This is a genomic window from Alteromonas sp. DYW1, assembly GCF_059752595.1.
Genome location: NZ_CM186038.1, coordinates 195,421 through 213,722, shown reverse-complemented (window position 1 = coordinate 213,722; position 18,302 = coordinate 195,421). Strand labels below are relative to the sequence as shown.

Annotated in this window: 9 protein-coding genes; 2 read left to right on the top strand and 7 right to left on the bottom strand. The window is 47.0% G+C overall.

The features are described from left to right. Positions 1-11: 11 nt before the first annotated feature. From AC121Z_RS00965 to AC121Z_RS00935, 7 genes are all read right to left on the bottom strand, one after another. The gene (locus tag AC121Z_RS00965) at positions 12-3,137 is read right to left on the bottom strand and encodes an efflux RND transporter permease subunit (protein WP_498125900.1); all 3,126 of its coding nucleotides are present in this window, start codon (positions 3,135-3,137) and stop codon (positions 12-14) included. Positions 3,138-3,445: 308 nt separating this feature from the next. Continuing rightward, entirely contained in the window at positions 3,446-4,918 is a 1,473-nt protein-coding gene (locus AC121Z_RS00960; protein WP_498125898.1) for a tryptophan halogenase family protein, read from the bottom strand. A gap of 29 nt (positions 4,919-4,947) precedes the next feature. Beyond that, on the bottom strand, positions 4,948-5,958 hold the full coding sequence (locus AC121Z_RS00955; RefSeq protein ID WP_498125896.1) for a cupin-like domain-containing protein: 1,011 nt from the start codon (positions 5,956-5,958) through the stop codon (positions 4,948-4,950). A 10-nt stretch (positions 5,959-5,968) separates the two neighbouring features. Next, positions 5,969-6,691, bottom strand: a complete 723-nt coding sequence (locus AC121Z_RS00950) for a SapC family protein (RefSeq protein WP_498125894.1) — start codon at positions 6,689-6,691, stop codon at positions 5,969-5,971. Further along, on the bottom strand, positions 6,691-8,250 hold the full coding sequence (locus tag AC121Z_RS00945; RefSeq protein ID WP_498125892.1) for a tryptophan halogenase family protein: 1,560 nt from the start codon (positions 8,248-8,250) through the stop codon (positions 6,691-6,693). Before AC121Z_RS00945 ends, AC121Z_RS00950 begins: the two co-directional genes overlap by 1 nt. 71 nt (positions 8,251-8,321) lie before the next feature. Then, entirely contained in the window at positions 8,322-11,312 is a 2,991-nt protein-coding gene (locus AC121Z_RS00940) for a TonB-dependent receptor (protein ID WP_498125890.1), read from the bottom strand. Between the two features lie 216 nt (positions 11,313-11,528). Next, positions 11,529-13,613: a tetratricopeptide repeat protein gene (locus AC121Z_RS00935; protein WP_498125888.1), complete on the bottom strand. Its 2,085-nt coding sequence runs from the start codon at positions 13,611-13,613 to the stop codon at positions 11,529-11,531. Positions 13,614-13,793: 180 nt separating this feature from the next. Here AC121Z_RS00935 and AC121Z_RS00930 point away from each other — a divergent pair, with 180 nt between their 5' ends. Together AC121Z_RS00930 and AC121Z_RS00925 are read left to right on the top strand one after the other, a co-directional pair. Then, positions 13,794-14,501, top strand: coding sequence for a DUF6445 family protein (locus AC121Z_RS00930; protein ID WP_498125886.1), 708 nt, complete (start codon positions 13,794-13,796; stop codon positions 14,499-14,501). 342 nt (positions 14,502-14,843) lie between these two features. Then, a complete protein-coding gene (locus AC121Z_RS00925) occupies positions 14,844-17,963 on the top strand; it encodes a glycoside hydrolase family 16 protein (RefSeq protein WP_498125885.1) in 3,120 nt (1,039 codons plus the stop codon). The last annotated feature ends 339 nt before the right edge of the window (positions 17,964-18,302 follow it).

Sequence of the window (18,302 nt, the reverse complement as noted above, 5' to 3'; positions counted from 1 at the left end):
CGATATTCCCGTTAATTCGTTGCGCTAGAGGCATGTACAGTAAAGACTGAACCTGCACTTGATTCTTGGTGAGCGGATTGTTTTTTGTTACCCAATAACAGCAGACTGGGCATTAAAATAAGCGTGAACACCGCACTCACAGCCATTCCCCCGACAATCACAGTGGCAAGTCCGCGATAAATTTCAGAACCAACACCGGGCATGACCATCAGTGGCAACATGCCAAATAAACTGGTTAATGTACTCAAATACACAGGACGTGCACGGATCCTCACTGCCTGTTCAACGGCTTCAGAGCGGCTCAAGCCTGCTCTTTCTGCGGTACGCGTTTGATCAACAAGCAAGATGGCATTATTGACCACTAGACCTAATAAAATAATAAAGCCAATCATGGTGAGAAGATCGAGTGACTGGAAGGTAAACAAATTCAAGAACGCCAGCGCCAACACACCGCCACCGATGGCGAGGGGCATAATCAGCAATACCAACAGACTATCTTTGGCCGATTTAAACAGTGCCGTCATCAGCAAAAACAAAATAAATAGCGCCAAGAAGAAATTCATTGTCATTTCTTCTATCGCCGAATCCATTTGTTCCGCATTGCCACCTAAAATAACGCTTGCGTCGCTTGGTAACATAGCCTTGATGTCTGGCAGTACCTGTGTTGCCAATATTTGTTGGGCTTGTTGCAAACTCATATCGGCGGGGGGCGTGACGTCGATGGAAATGGTCCGTTTACCATTCACACGGCGCAACTGAGCCGGCCCTACGGTGCGTTGAATATCGGTAAGTTCACCGATCGTTTGGATGCCCGCATCCTGTGTGTAAATAGGAAGTTCAGCAAGCTGCTCCGGGGTTTGCCATTGCTGGGAACGTAAGATGACATTCATGCGCTCGTTGCCGTCAAAATATTCACTGACAAACATACCACTGGTAAAGGCTTGTACAGCGCGTGCAACATCGCGCCTATTTAACCCTGCTTGAGTAATTCTGCGATCGTCTGGATTTAAGCGTAATTCAGGTTCAGCCATATCCAATGAGGGCTGCGGCCTCGCCATTGCACCGGGCATCACTTCATTCACTTTACCTAACCCCACGCGCGCCACATCGATAAGTGCTTCAAGATCAGAACCCACCAAATCAATACTGAGTGTGCGCCCATCGCCACCATTGTTAACCCGGATCATCGAGCCACGGAATAAAAACACCTGGGTATCAGGTAAACCGGCAAATACCTCGTTGCGCGCTACATCCATTAATTCTTCCACACGAGTGGGATCATCTGAATAGATAAAGCCACCGGCGTTCGAACCAAAGGCATAAAAATTGAAATCTTTAATTTTGGGCAGCTTTTCCCCCTTGTAATAGGGCATTAAGCGCTCTTTCACGCGACTCGCCACTTCCTCTTCCATGTAGCCCAAGTTGCCTCCCGGCGGCGTGATAATGCTATAGAAGAAGCCATCAGTTGGCGCGCGGGGCATAAAGTCGGTTTGCGGTAAAAATAATAAGGTGACCAACGCGGAGCCTGCGAGCAAGCCACTGACCCAGCTCCACTGCTTCCAGCGTGCATTGGTTAAACTCATAACTAATCGAGTTAACCGTTGCCAATAATTCGAGAAGGGGTCAGCCACACTGTGGCTTTTCAGCAGATACTTACTGGCGATAGGAATGACGGTAATCGCTGATACAAAGGAAGCAATAACGGATATAGCCAAGGTCAGTGCCAGATCCGAAAATAATTGCCCCTCAATCCCCGCCATAAACAAAATGGGAAGGAATATCGCAACGCTTGTTGCGGTTGATGCGAATAGGGCTCCGCTGACCTGCGTAGCGCCTTTTAAAACGGCTTTCTTGTCATCAAACCCTTCACTACGCAGCCGCGATATATTTTCCTGCACGATAATAGCGGCATCCAATACTAGGCCTACGGAAAATGCCAAGCCAGCTAGCGATACCACATTCAACGAACGTTCAAACAAACTCAACGCAAGAAAAGCAACCATCAGCGAAACGGGAATGGTGCAGGCAATCACTAATGTAGGCCCAACGCCTCTGAAGAATAAGTAAAGAATACCCAAGGCTAAGGCCACACCGAGGCCCAAATTACTTTTCACCAGATCCAGTGCATTACGAATATGCACAGAAGCGTCATAACTCAGCTCAATGGCTAAACCTTCATTCGCTAGCGCGCCTTCATTCAACTCTTTTATTGCCTGATTAATACCATCTAACACCGCTACGGTATTCGAGTCATTTGTTCTGGCAATGGTAATGTAATACGCCGACTTACCATTTCTTAGCGTCATACCAAAGCGATCAGACAAGGTGTTCTCTACCGTCGCGATATCGCGCAAATAAATGGGGCGATTCTCACTATACCCTACGCGCATATCAGCAATATTTTCTGGCGAGTATTTACCCGTGAAGCGCACGGTGTATTGACGTCGCCCAACATCAGCTACCCCGCCGGATACATCAGTAGCGGTGGATAACGTATTCGCAATCTGGCCAATAGAGATGCCCAAGGATGCGGCTTTATAGGGGTCAAATGTTACCCGCAGCTCGCGTGGTCTCTGACTTGCCATGTTAACGTTAGCCACCCCAGGCACTCTGGCCAAGCGAGGCTGAACGATGTCATCAATGGCCTTTTGGTATTGTGCCATATCCAGCGTGTCGATATCTGTTGTCGGCACGATCAACAGTGATGCAGCCGCTACTCCACCGCCACCCGCACCAGGATTTCCACCACCCGCAGTTACGATCGGGTCAAATGCGTCCAATGGCAAAGGGGGGGCTTGATTGAGGCTGGTTAGCACGTCTAGCATGGCTTGCTGCATGTCTGCGCCAACGGCAAATGTCAGATTGATCACGCCACTGCCGCGGTTTATTTGTGTATTGACTTCTAATGCACCAGGCGTGTTTTTTACAGCATTCTCAAGCGGTTCAATGATCACCGACTCGATTTCCTCTGGTGCTGCTTGTCGCCACCCTGAAAAGATAGTGATTTGCGGTTGTTCTATCGTCGGTGTTAGCTGAATGGGTAATTTGAAAATACTCAAAGCACCGAACAACACGACTAACGTGAGTATCACCAAAACACTGGCGGGACTTTTTAGCGAGGTTCGAGTTAGGTTCATTAGCAAGACAATTTTTGATTAAACTGCCCATAGTTTAGAGAGTGAAATGCAATAAAAGAACTGCCTGAACCGCTTAAAACAGGGCTTTGAGACGAAGTACAAGTTCACGCAGACCAACGACTCAACTATTAATATCTTGTAACATTTATGACGCTTAGGGGTGCGGTTAAATTCATAGAAAAGAGGTTTATCCACCCCATAAAATTGGCCATTGTCAGCCAAGCCTGCGCTTCAACAATGAACTGACAGTGCGTAATATTCAGCAATAACGTGCCCAATATCGCCGCACTGACATAGTAGAATTGGACTTAACGCTGATTGAGAAAATGCTGAATAAATTGGGTATGTAACGGCAGACCTGAAAGTTTTTGCTGAACAACATTTTCTTGCTGCCGCATAAACATATGTAAGTCACGATCACTCATCATATCGACAATCGGATGATATTGCTTAGGTAGTAAGCCTTGCCCCATCATCACTTGCACCCAAGAGTTTTCTGCAAACAAATCGTCTTGCTCTTCAATGATGGTGCCGTTGTTGTGAAACAAGTCCATGATTTGCTGCAAACGGTCAGACACCTTCATTTCGCGTAAGTAGCGCCAAAATTCATGATCATCACGTTCTTGCAGGTGATAATGCAGCACGATGAAATCCCGGATCGTCTCGGTTTCAATGGTCATTTGCTGGTTAAAACGGTTGATCAGATTTTGATCGATACCCTCGGTCGGGAATAAACTGATCAACCAAATAATGGCTTGTTGGATAAGATGAATACTGGTGGATTCTAATGGCTCAATGAAACCACTGGATAGACCCACGGAAACACAGTTTTTATGCCAAAACTCCTTGCGTTGTCCGGTGGTAAACCGGATCAAGCGAGGTTCGTTGATTGGCTCGCCATCGATCCCTTGGAGCAAATCATCCAGCGCACTTTGTTCACTTTTGAATTCGGTGGAGAAAACTACGCCATTGCCCACCCGGTTTTGCAATGGAATTTGCCAGCGCCAGCCAGCATCTAACGCGATAGAACGGGTAAATGGCACTGCCGGACGATGTGACTCCGTTTGCACTGCGTAGGCTGCATTTGCTGGCAGTGTTTCACTCCAATCATTGTAACCAACACCTAAGGCCTGCCCTAATAGAAGAGAACGAAAACCCGTACAATCAATGAACAAATCACCATCGACACGTTGGCCTGAAGTAAGGGTAATCGACTCAATATGACCCGTCTTAGGCTCCAAATTCACCTGATCGATCTTACCTTCAATCCGCTTTACGCCGTGCTTTTCAGCTATTGTGCGCAAATACTGGCCATATTTCGCCGAATCTAAATGGTAGGCATAATTCAAGTTAGGATCTTGCATATGGGCAAACTTACCGCGCTCTGCCGCCATGGTTTCAAGACTATAAGCGGCATAGTCCTGCGCCATTTTTTGCTGTTGAGCGCGCACCCAAAAATGGTGAAAACCAGCAGCCCAGCATGACATACCTGACTTGCCAAAGGAGTGAAAATACTTGTGTCCTTTGCGGGTCCAGTCTTCGAACATGATCCCAAGTTTATAGGTGGCGTTTGTCGCCTTGAGAAAGTCCGCTTCATGGATCTTAAGCAATTGATGAATGGTCAGCAGCGAGGGTACCGTGGCTTCACCCACACCGACGGTAGGAATGTCATCAGATTCAATGAGAGTGACTTCCAGCCTGCGCCCAATGGTTGCCGAAATGGTTGCGGCGGCCATCCATCCAGCGGTGCCACCACCTGCAACTACAATTTTATTAACCATTTTTCCGTTCACCATCACGTTCAATCCAATTACTTAAGGTTGTTGATCAGCAATGCCTTGATTTTACGCGCTGCCGTTTCTGTTATGTGCGACTGTTGTTGTTTGCTGCGGGTTGGCAGATGGTCGAACATATCGTCGGGCTGTTCAAAGACAAAGTGATTAAATAATGTTTGCCACGCACGGCGCTGTGATTTGGGTAAATGCTTAATACTAAGCAGCGCATGTAATAAAGCTTGGTTGGGCTGCCCCAAATACGCGGGCGTCTCTCGCCACCAATAGTTAACTAGCCCATTCACTGCACTCATGCTCTGTACCGAATGCCACCACATACTCGGAATATAAATCGCATCTCCAGGCTGTAATTCCGCCGTTTGTGCCGCGGCCATAGCCTGCTGAAAACGTGGGTATTGAGCCAAATCTGGATCACGAATGTCGACCATACTGATAGGTTGGCCGGCAGGAGTAAAATCCAGCGGGCCAATATACATATTTTCAGTTTGTTCTGGCGGAAATAACGTGAATCGTCGCCTTCCCGCAATACAACAAGCAATATTCGCAGGGAAGTCAAAATGGGGGGCGACTACCGATTGATTACCCAACCAGATTGCCTCGCGAACTTGCTCTACCTTCAAAGAAAGCGGGTTTTTCGAACCAAAAGCAGGCAAATGCTCGCGCGTTTCCAAAGACCCAACATAGTATGTGGGCTGATTATCATGCCCTGCAATTTCAGCTATCTTGTTAAGTGCATCATCAAGATAGACTTGGGATTGCACAAAATTAAAACCATCCAGGGCCGCGTTATAAAAAATCCGCCCTTGCGCCTCCGGCTGAGCCATAAAGGCATTGACGGGCTTGCCATTATAAAATGAGGTTAAATAGTTAACGAACGCTTGGTCAGAGGTTTGCGCGGCTTTTACTACGGGCCAGTCAGCGACCAGTCCGCGTAAAACCACGGGGGAATCCGCACCATAAACATCGTCTGGCACATCTTGCGAAGTACATTGAACGTCGGCGATTGGCGTGGCGAAGGCTGGCTGCATTATTCTGTAATTAATGGCCTAATTTACGGTTGCGCATATCCACCAGATTACCAAGGTTAGACATCGATGCCATCATCATGGTGATCGGCAACAACAACTTTTTCTCGTTGAGATCGTGCAGAGCCTCGGCCGATAGTGCCTCAAATTTATCATCGGCAATGGTGCTAAATCCGACTAGCTCATAGCTGGTTCCATCGTTTAGGGTGATCGCGATGGTACTCTCTTCTAACAAATCGTATTTATCTAGTGCCGCAGCTAATAATTGATTTTGCGCGTGGCCGGTATCAATTGACTCTAGCATTTTAATGACTTTCTCAAGGTAAGGTGTATAGCCCCCTTGCGCATTGAATACGGCTTCACCTACTGATGTGTTGACTCTGGGGTGCGCAGGATTAAAGGTGATCACCTGCTGCTTTTCTGCACTGCCCTTTACCTGCTGAAAGCCAATCGAAAAGGGTTGGCGCTGCACTATAATCGGAATATAACGAGCATCCCATCCATTGGCTGACAAAAATAAGTTTTCACCTTCTTCAAAACCAAATAAGGCTACCGGAAAGGTGGTATTGGCTTCTCTATCGCGATACATCAAGATCGGATAGTGCGCCAAAACCAGCCGAAACTCGAAAGGGTATGTCATGCAAAACATAACATCGTCACCGAGCTCTGGGGCACGAGCAAGATTAATCTTTATGTCAGCATGGGCGACATTATTTAACATTTCAAAATTCGACATTATGACAACCTGTTAGTCCAACTGAGTTTAATATCCCGAAGCAGTTGTCGATTCGTTGGCAAATGCTGGGTTAATTTTTGTAATTCAGTTTGTTTCTTTGTTAATAAACTAGCAACGTAAGCTCGCTCTCGATCGGCTAGACGTTTCGACGCGAGGGAATGGTTGGTCTTGAATCCCATCCCGTACAGTATGTACTGATAACTCGCCGGCGGAAACATAGATTCAGCAACTTCTACGTCTGCATGCCATGGCGCGCGTGTTTGCCACATTGATAATGCACGCTGGAGCGATAACGGTATGGTACTCGGATCGCGATGATTTAACCAATAGTCACTGTCTGTGCGTTGCGACAACACATAATGAAGCTTGATAAAATCAATGATGTTACGCCAATGCAGATCCATGCGTTGATTGAACTTCGTCGCCACTACATCAAGGTTAGCTTTATCCAAAGGCAAATGGTCGCGGAGAAAATTAGCGGAGAATTCGATCAGTACCATTGCTGTCGCCTCGAGCGGGTCGATGAAGCCCGAGGACAAGCCAATCGCTATACAATTGCCCTTCCAGAAGGTTTCTAGATGGCCTGGATCGAGGGTTATTTCATTAGCGGTTAAGTCCGTAAATGGGATGTGTGGCATGTGTTCATTAATATACTTTTCCACAGTATCAAAGGCGTACTGCCGATCAGCATAGTCTGACGCATACACTAAACCGATACCTTTACGTGTTGGCAGCGCTATATCCCAAATCCAGCCATTCGGGTGGGCTGTGGCGTGCGTAGTGGAATTAATCGGTGCGCCTTCATTGGCATAGGGCACCTGAAACGCGATTGCGCGATCATTGAACAGTACTGATTTCTGACTTTTAAAAGGTACACCCAACGTTTGCCCAATCAACAAACGTTTGAAACCCGTGCAATCGATAAATAGATCGCCGGATACTAACCTACCGTCATCTAGCGTAACTGCTGAGATAGATTCTTGAGCATTTACGCTTACCCCGACGACATCTGCCGCAATATGTTTAACGCCGAGATGATTAACCGCATGAGTTTGTAGTAATTTCGCGAACTTCCCTGCATTTAAGTGATAGCCATAGTTGACCACATTCGCATATTCAGGGGTACTCGGCTGCTTAGGGGCAAGATGTTGATTACACACTGCAGTTTGCGCGGTAGCGAATTCGTCGAAGGGCAGCGTTCCATCAGATTCTAACCAATGCTCAACAATATTAATGTCCCTATAACCAATAGGTAATGAAAAGGGGTGGCAATAGCTTTCTCCCTTGCCATGTAGCCAGTTGATAAAGCGAGAGCCTTGTTTAAAGCTGGCGTCGCACTCGCTGATAAATTGTGCTTCAGATAGGCCGATGCGGCGTAAGGTTGCAGCCATGGTTGGCCAGGTGCCCTCGCCTACGCCAATGGTTTTAATATTGGGTGATTCGATCAAACTAATCTTGAAATGGGATCGAGTATCAAACTGCGCAGCTAATACAGCAGCGGTCAACCAGCCGGCGGTGCCTCCCCCGACAATGACTATCTCTTTAATTGCAGAATCCATAGGCCCTAAATTTAAAAAACTCACCAAAGCAGCAATGCTCTGGTGAGTTTATGGCTTATTGAACGTTAACGCTAGAACGTATAACGGAATCCAATGTTATACCGTGGACCGGTTTGTGTGACACCTGCAACTTGCAGGTAATCACGAGCGTAACCACGCGTAGTTTCGTCCGTTAAGTTAATCACTTCAAAGGCAACCACTAAGCCATTATCAAAGTCATAACTGGCGTTAAGATCCCATTGCTCATATTCATCAACATACCCTGGCTGACGGCCACCTGCGAAAGATAACCACTCATCACGCCAGTTGTAGGCTAGACGCACTTGAATACCATGCTTATCGTAATACAAGATTAAGTTACGTGTATCACTCAAACCAGGTAAAGCAAACTGCGCTTCGTTAAGTAAACGGTTAAACTCACGGTCAGAATTTGCTATGGTCGCATTCGCGATGAAACCAAAGCCGGTATCTTCGAAATCATGCTGAACCGCGATTTCCCAACCATCAATTGTTAACTCTTGATCACTGTTGATCCGCGTATCCAAATCAAATACCGCAGGACCATCACGACCCACGACACCCGTAATCGTACCGCCACCATTACCATCGAGCTGCACGCCCGGTGCATTCGGACGGTTTTCAAAAATCCAGTCACGGATTTCTTGGTTTGATGGTGTACCACCTAACGCAGCAACAGCCTCTTCAAATAGAGGTCCAAAACCTGGGAAGGCTAAGTCAGGAAAGATAGGTACATCTTCACGAATGGTAGAAGCGATGAAGTTTGATACCGTTTTATTAAAGTAACCAATTGAGAAGTAGCTCGCCTCGTCATAATACCACTCGTATGACAAATCATGGTTTTCTGACTCGTATGGCAACAGTCCTGGGTTACCGATACTACCGGTTGCCCGATAGAGCCCTGACGAGTTGTACTGAATAAAGTTGGCAATATTTAAATTACCGCGCAAATCACCATACCCTGCACGGGCAATCGTAGTGCTATAGGAATAACGCACCTTCATATCGTAATTGATGTCTACATCGATATCTAAACTGGGTAACCAATTATCGTATTTCGCGGTCAAGGAAGATGGCACCTCAGTACCGTCATCCTGTGCGATCCACTCTGTGGCTGCAACCCAGTCTACACGCGTGTAATTACGCGAGGCTGCACTTGAGAAAACATCAGTTTCTTCATAACGCAAGCCAAGTAAGAGGCGGTAAGGATAATCACCCCAGTCACCCTCAAGTTTATACTGCACGTACGCGGATACAGTTTCTTCTTCAAAGTTATTACCAAAGCCTTGGTTAAAGTCAGGGCAGAATGCGTTACCACAAGAACCCGCTAATAACGAGCCATCAGCCGCTAAAGCAGGCGCTAGGTAAAGCGGATTGCTTGGGTCCAATGATTCCAAGAAAACAGCACGTGCAGCCACTTCAGTGTAATCAAAGAGGAAGAAATTATTGGTAATTTGGTCACCCGCGCTGAAGGAGTCAAAAACACCTTCTAGGCTTGCCGGCGTCATTAAGTCAGCCATCGAGCCTAGCGCACTCGCCTGTGGCTCACCCCAGGTATTCCGCTGCACCTGACTGGTTGCCTCAAAGTTTGCAACTTTATTTAAGCCAACGCCAAAGTCGATAGTTTGGTATTCATCCAGATAATATTGACCTGAGAGCTGCGTTTGCTCAATGTTCATTTTCGCCCATTCATTGTTATAGACGCTGCCGGTCAACCGCATATCATCCGGCGATAGTGGGTCATTAGCTGTCGTTGTGGTTACCGGGATATCGCCACGGTAATCGATCGTGGTCGAAGCACGACTACGGCCACGCAAGCCTGCAACCGTTAGGAATGAGTTGGTTCCTCGGATCAGGTCATCCGGTTCACGCATGGACTCTGAGTCATGATAGTCCAGCGTCAGTTCCAGTTCGTCGCTGACTGTCCACTCAAAGTTGATACCAATAGAGTTTAATTCGTTACGCGATGCACCACCACCCGCAGCATGCGGGAAGTCAGGCTCACGGTTCACTTCGGTATAAACCAACGGCGATACAATAGGCCCTTCCGACCACAATACTTGATCAGGCACCTGTGCAACCCAGTAGGATACATCATTGAAGTTGTTCGATACCTCTTGCTCAGCATAGGTATAGTCCAACGTGACAGTTAACTCGTCCATTGGTCGGTATTGCAATGTCAATTGTGCGTTGGTTCTTGTACGTTCAATTTCACTTAACTGATAAACAATGTTACGCGGAATCCCAACGATATCGCCAGCCGTTGGCGCAGTGCCGTCTAAACTGACACCATCACGGATGGTCGAACCGTCAACCTCAGCGAAGAAGTTAGTTGTCGCAGATTGCGCCCCGTTGTTACGTTCTTGCACACTGCCGGTTAAAGCAACACCGAAGGTATCGTCAAAGAAGGTGTTGCTATAAATACCCGAAAACTCTGGAGTAAACGCATCACCAGTAATGGTTGACGTGTCATTAACCGCCTTTAAACCAAAGCTGGCGTTCATGCCCGGATTTTGCAGTGGTTTAGCCGTTAAGATATTAATGGTTGCACCGATACCACCGGTTGGAACAAAAGCTTTACCGGTTTTGTAGATTTCAACGCCTGAGACACTCTCTGACGCCAAATCACCAAAATCAAAAGAACGGCCAAGTCCAGAGTTTGTTGGCAACTGACGACCATTTAAGGTGACCAAGTTAAAGTCGGCGCCAAATCCACGCACTGTTACACGCGAACCTTCACCGTTCTGCCGGTCAATCGAAACACCGGTGATCCGTTGTAGCGATTCGGCTAAGTTAGTGTCTGGAAATTTACCAATGTCTTCAGCGTTAATGGCATCCACAACCCCTGATGATTCGCGCTTGGTGTCCATAGCGCGGATCAAGCTGCTGCGAATACCTGAAACCTGAATGACTTCATAATCTGGCTCTTCTGCATTTGCGCCATCAGTCGCATCTTGCGCATAGACAGGTGCCATTAAACTCACGCCTAAGGCAAGTGAAACTCCCCGCGCGACAGGGCTTTTTAGACGATTCTTGTATTGCATAGACGTGTGTCCCCGATTCCGTTTGTTATCAGTTTGTTATAAAGTTATTTCATATTTTAACTTCGCATAGGATTGCGGCAAACAGAAGCGGGTTGCGGTGAGTTGGTTTGGGCGAGCGGTAAAGCGGAATAATGTCAGACACCGCGTATTTGCTAACAAAAAACTAACATGGAAAGTGAACCCTGTCAGTTTTTTCTAACATTCTGATTTTGATTTTTATTCCACTTGCATGGATTGCCAACGCTGGGCTTCTATTGAGTCGCCTGCTAGCGTCATAATTTGCGCCATGCGTCGGTAAAGTAACGGAAACTCCTCTACGCGTTCTTCAGCAATTAACATTTTTGCATAACGCTTAACGGCTGCAAGGTAACTATGAAAATCATCCCTACGTTGGTTCTCTTGCGCATACTTTATTACCAACCCATAGGCCCGGATGGTGGCACCAATCTGCGCTGAATAATCATCAATTACACGGTCAAGATAACGTTTACCTTCGGCGTAATCGTTTAATTTCATATAGTTCAAACCGATCCAGCCAAGGGCTTGAGTCTCCTTGGTCGCATCGCTTCTGGCGTAATTCAGACTTGACAATAAATACTGATTTGCCTGCTGAAGTTCGCCTTTTGAGGATAAATACTCAGCTAATTTGATATAACTTTCATGATTGTGGGGATATTGCTCAACCACTTGTTTAAGGTGGTAGTAGCTCGCTTCATTGTTGCGCAAAAACCGATTCAGCTCAGCCAATTCGTAATGGATTTTCCAGTCAGCTTTACCACTTTCAACGAGCGGTTGACGCCTTGCAACAACCTCCGCAGGAGTGCCCACTTCAGCAATAACTGCATCTCGGCGGGCGGTTGTCGCAGCCACTAAATCTGCGAAATTAACTTGTTCAGAAAACGGCGCTTTTTGCACCATGCCCAGCAAACGATTCATCACCTGAATGGTTTCGTGATTGGGAAAACCAATCAAAGCTGCCGCGCGCTCAGCACTGATGGGTGTGTAATTGATTTCAGGCAGGACATCTTCTGCAATCGCTTGGGCAAACCCGCGCGCCAACACATAATTACCCGCAAAATCAAAATGCACATGCTCATGCAGTAAGTCCCAGCCTGGCGCGTTAGGCGCACTCGCAGTATCAAATACTGCTACATTATCAATAAAGGTGAGCTGATCACCCGCCATATCCTCCGCTACTTTGCGTACAATGTCGTTCATCACAGCCGTCGTACGAAACCGCTTGGTATCATAGTGTAAAGCCGCTTGATAATGTTCGCGTGCAGCTAAAAAGTCACCACGAGCTTCAAGTACAGAAGCTAGCTGAAAATGACTTTCCGCGTATTCTGGATCAATCACCAGTAACTCACGATAGCGCTGTTCGGCATGCGTCCAGTCCTGCTGTTCAAACGCCGCCAGCGCTTGTTCATAAAGCCGCTCCCATTGCACCTTCTGTGTGGCCGAAAACTCTTGTTTGTGCGCTGAACCAAACGGCGCTGAATGACGCAAATTCACCGGTACCGTAGACACAATGACATGCATGTTTTTGCGTTGTAACAAGGTCACTATATCGCGCAAATTACTTTCGTAGTGGCTGTACACTGAGTCTAGTCGCGGATCATCATGCGATACGCTAAACCCTGAAAACATTTGCATACCCTGCCATTCCAACTCTTCTTCGCCCGATGCCTGCTGAACACCTTGGACAAGGTTTTCTGCTACTTGCCAGATGCGGGTTCGTTTCAATGCTTGCAGTGACCGGATCAGCGATAGGCTGGACAAGAAGTTTTGACTAAAGGTACTCGGGCCATAGGGACCGACGACTTCATTGTTACCCATTAGCACTACTGCATAATCAGCAGAGTTCGCCGGCAATGTGCGGGCAACCTCGTACACCACATGCGAGTTCACCGACGTCATCGCGGTATTAATGATCTCGATTTTTTTATTTGGGAGTGCCGCTTGTAAATGCGCCGTTAAGTGCCGGTCGAGCCCATGATTTACGTGCGGAAATCCTTGTGCTGCAGAACCGCCTAAAACGTATACTCTGACAGTATTATCTGCGGGCGTCGGCGTTAATGTATTATTCAGTGGCGCAACGCCTAGGGACGGTGGGTAAAATTGATTGGCGAAGGATTTATTGTCTTGTAAATACGGCTCACCATTGATTTCAATGTGATTAAAATAACTATAATGTGTACCAAACCCGACTATCCGCAACCCCCCTTCAAGCAACACAAAAAATAATGCTGGGATGCCTACCACTGCAATAAAAGTAAAGGCAAATTTCTTGGCAGGCGACATATTACAGATTCCCTTTTTTGATGATATGCAGAGCTATTGAGGTTAGCGAATTATTTTGATGTGCTTCAATTGAAGCGCACATTAACTTAGTCTATGGCCCAACTAAGAGTCAATAGCTACCCCTCACTGGGGTAATTTACGTGGCACTCCGATGTGCCACAACGAGAAAGTGAAAGGTTTATGCAATACCCTATCAATCGAGCGGCAACCCCTTATCTAAGTCAAGTTGGAGAGCAAAAAACACCCGTTTTTATTCTCGACAATTTTCTCGACGATCAGGCTCGCTCACTGCTCAACTCCGTAAATACGCGAAGCTTTGAGCACGCCTCGACCTATTATCCCGGGGTCCGCGCAAAACTACCCGATGATTACGTAATCAATGTCGCTCAGGCGTTAATACCGGTACTACGGAAGATTTATGCCATTCCCGCTAATTACGCAGTAGAGTTTTTTGATAGCTACTATTCTTTGGTAACCCGTAAACCAGAAGATTTGACACTAGAACAGCAAATTCCGCACTTCGATGGTACTGATCCCTATCGATTCGCCCTGTTGCACTATTTGAATCCAAGTGCACACGGCGGTACAGCACTATTCCAACATGCCCCGACCGCAATCGAACGCGTTACTGAAGAAAATGTTAATCAATATTTGTCAGCTGTCAGTGCGCATTTCGAACAGCATGGCACACCAGAAGGACGCTATATTAACGATTCAAATACACAATTTAAGAAAATTGGCGAGATCCCATATGCACCCAATCGATTAGCCATCTACCCTGGCAACTTGTTGCACTCGGGAATGATTAATCCCGCTACAGATATCAATGAGAACCCGAATACTGGCCGGCTTACGGCAAATATTTTTCTAAATTTTAAAGCGCCATGATCAGTCGGTCATCAAAGGCCTGGATCCATACTGACTTGCCAAGTGAGTCTGTCACGCTGGTAACATTGAGTGCGTTTATTCACCTGCCCGATGTTGCGTAACCATATTAACTCAAGTGTCGGCGATGAGTGCCATTTCGGTCGTTGGTCAAATAGTTGAATGCTTTAGAACACCAATGGATAAGCTATCTGGTAGATACAGTCCGCTTCACCCCAATGCAGTCCCTTTTGACCGCAAATAAGGAACTCGGGTATTAACAATTAAATTACATCCTCATATATTGCATGATTAACAAAATCTTTACTTTTGTTGCATGCAAAAACATCGGAAACGAGGATAAAAATGATTAACCGTAGACGAACACTCAAACACGGGTTACTGCTGGCGTTTACAGGACTTGCAATAGCATCCTGTGGGGGCGATAAAGTTGGTGACACCAAGGACTCACCAGTAACTGAGCCGTTTTTCCCCGCCCCTGCTGAAGAGTGGGAGTTGGTATGGAGCGACGAATTTGATGGCGATAGCCTCAATACTGCCAACTGGGTATATGATCTGGGTGATGGCTCTGATCGTGGCTTGGATCGTTGGGGTAATAACGAACAACAGTATTACACTGACCAAAATGCTACGGTGTCTGATGGCACATTGAAAATTACTGCTCGTGCAGAATCAGTTCAGGATGGTTTCCCGTACACATCCTCACGTATTACAACAAAAGGTAAATTAGACTTTACCTATGGCCGCGTTGAAGCGTCGATTAAGACCACCAGCGGTCAAGGTCTTTGGGGTGCGTTTTGGATGCTTTCAAGCGATTCGCCTTATGGCTCAGATGGTTGGGCTGCAACGGGCGAAATCGACATCATGGAAGCCGCTAATCCGGGTGTGACCGATACTGAATTTTTAGGCTCCACAATATTCCATGGTTTCCCATGGCCATTGCAGCAAAATATTTCTGAACCTTTCCCTGCCGGCATTGACCCAACCGATTTCAATGAATATGCCGTTGAATGGGAACAGAATGAAATTCGTTTCTTTGTAAATGATATTCACTTCAAAACTATCACCTCAGATAGCTACTATTCTTACTTTTACAACGAAACTGCTGAGACCTATCAGTTAGCGCCGGACGGTGCTCCGTTTGATACTGACTTCCACCTTATCCTGAACATGGCTGTAGGTGGAAACCTTACCGGCAATCTGGTTGATGATGCTGCGCTACCCGGTGAAATGGAAGTTGATTACGTCCGCGTTTATCGTTGTAGCTACAACACAGCCGACGGTAAGGGCTGTAACTCTAACGTCAATCCAGACTTAGAAACACCAGATCCTCTGCGCCCTGCAACCGCATCGTACGATATTTATATTGATGAGCCGGCGACGTATAGCTGGACTATTGCAGGTGAAACCTATGACCGTCCATTAGCTTTGAATTCATTCTGGAATAATGACGGTGCATTAACGTTTGCCGAAGTAGAAGCAGGTGACCGCGGTACTGTGATTGAAGTGATTACATCTAATAGCGGTAACATTTCAATCAACCCAACGGTAGAGCCGATTCAACTCTTCGGTATGGGCAATAATCCAAACTTTGCAGAATTACACGCTGGGGAGCTTCGCTTTGATATTTATGTAAGAAGCGCTGATGCCGATAGCACGTTCTTCGTTAAAATGGACAGCGGTTATCCAGCATTAGGTCAGGTAGCCCTCGAAGCAGACAGCTTCGCGCGCGATACTTGGACAACAGTAAGTGTTAAGGTCAATGATCTTATAGCCTTCCGCGGTGACGGATTCTCTCCGCTTGATACAAGTGCGATTCAAAGTATGTTCGTATTTGAACCTACCGGTGCTGCCGATGTTTTAATCGATAATATTACCTTGTCTTGTGGTAGCCCGGGCGGCTGTGGCATTTCTGCTCCAGTTCCTCCTGCACCGCCAATTGAAGGTCCATTTGCAATGGAAGGTATTTGGGCAGTTGCTCCTGAAGCGGGTTCACTGGGTGTAGGTCCAGTACCGGGTGATATCTCCTGGTGGTCAATTGATGACGGTGGTGTATCTGATCGCGGCTGTTTCTATGATGATACTTATGTATTTAATGAAGACGGCTCATTCGAGAATATCTTGGGTGACGATACCTGGCTAGAAGAGTGGCAAAGCGGTAATCCTGAAGCTTGCGGTGCACCTGTTTCCCCTCATGACGGCATGGCCCCGGGTACGTGGGTATATGATGCTGACGCCGGCACATTAACTATCGATGGCTTCGGCTCTTATGTCGGTATCCCTAAAGCGGTAAACGGTGGTGAATTACCCAATGTGCCAACACCGCCTAATGTAACTTACAACATTGAAGAAGTGGGTAACGACCGCATGATTGTTACCATTGAAGCCGGTGACGGGGTGTGGTGGCAGTTTGTTATGCAGAAACTGGAAAGTTTCGGTGAGCCAGGGCCCGCACCAGAGCGCACATTTGCCGGTACGTGGCAGGTTGAACCTGTGGCGGGCGCCCTCGGCGTTGGCCCCGCACGCGGCGATATCTCATGGTGGTCTATCGATGATGCGGGTGTAGCTTTACGTTCATGTTTCTTCGATGACGATTATGTGTTTGACCGCGACGGTACGTTCGACAACGTACTCGGTGACGACACTTGGTTAGAAGCTTGGCAAGGTGTTGCTGGCGAAGAATGTGGAGCCCCAGTTGCGCCACATGATGGTGGCGGTGATTACACCTGGACATACACAGAAGACACTGAAGATTCCGGTACATTATTGATCGATGGCCTAGGCGGTTATATGGGCATCCCCAAAGCGGTCAATGCTGGCGAGTTACCGAATGTATCTGTGCCACCCAATGTTGAGTATCTGGTCACTTGGGAAAATGACAATACCGTTATCTTAGACATTGAAGCGGGTCCAGATGTATGGTGGCGCTATCGTATGGTGAAGACTGTGCAGCCAGCTCCGGTAGATCCAGGTAATGCAAGCCCAGTTGTCGGCACGTGGCGTGTTGCGCCAGAAGCCAACTCTCTGGGTGTAGGTCCAGCGATGGGTGATATTAGCTGGTGGGCAATCGATGATGCCGGTGTTGCAACCCGCGCCTGCTTCTACGATGACGATTATATCTTTATGGAAGATGGCAGCTTCGATAACGTACTTGGTGATGACACCTGGTTAGAGGTTTGGCAAGGCGTAGCTGGCGATGAATGTGGTGCACCAGTGGCACCGCATGATGGCAGCGGCGAGTATACTTGGGACCTTAATATGGATGCGGGCACAATAACCATTAACGGTATTGGCGGTTATTTAGGTATTCCTAAAGCAGTCAATGATGGTGAGCTGGGTAACGGCGGTACGGTTACAGGCTCTACGACCTACATGGTCGAGTTCAATGACGACAATACGCGCATGACCGTAGATATTGAATCGGGTGCGAACGTGTGGTGGCGATTCGTTATGGAAAAGCAATAAACCGCGCGGATTAACGCGGTTTACAAACCCGTCTGTTCGTTTTTGCAGTCAAAGCCCTGAACATATGTTCGGGGCTTTTTTTTACATTCAACTAGCAGACTCGATAGGTTTACCACAAGAAAAGATAGGGGCGCGAAAACGCAAAACTTGAATATATTCATGTTTTAGATTAATTTATTAATTGATTTAGCCTATTTTTACACTCCTATGATAATTCGTAGATTTTATTCAATATTGTTGTTCGTCTGTCTGAACGGATGTTCAAGTACAGAACCAAAGTATGAACCATTTGGTGTCGATACACCTTGGCCACTATCTACTTATGCATATGATGGCGAT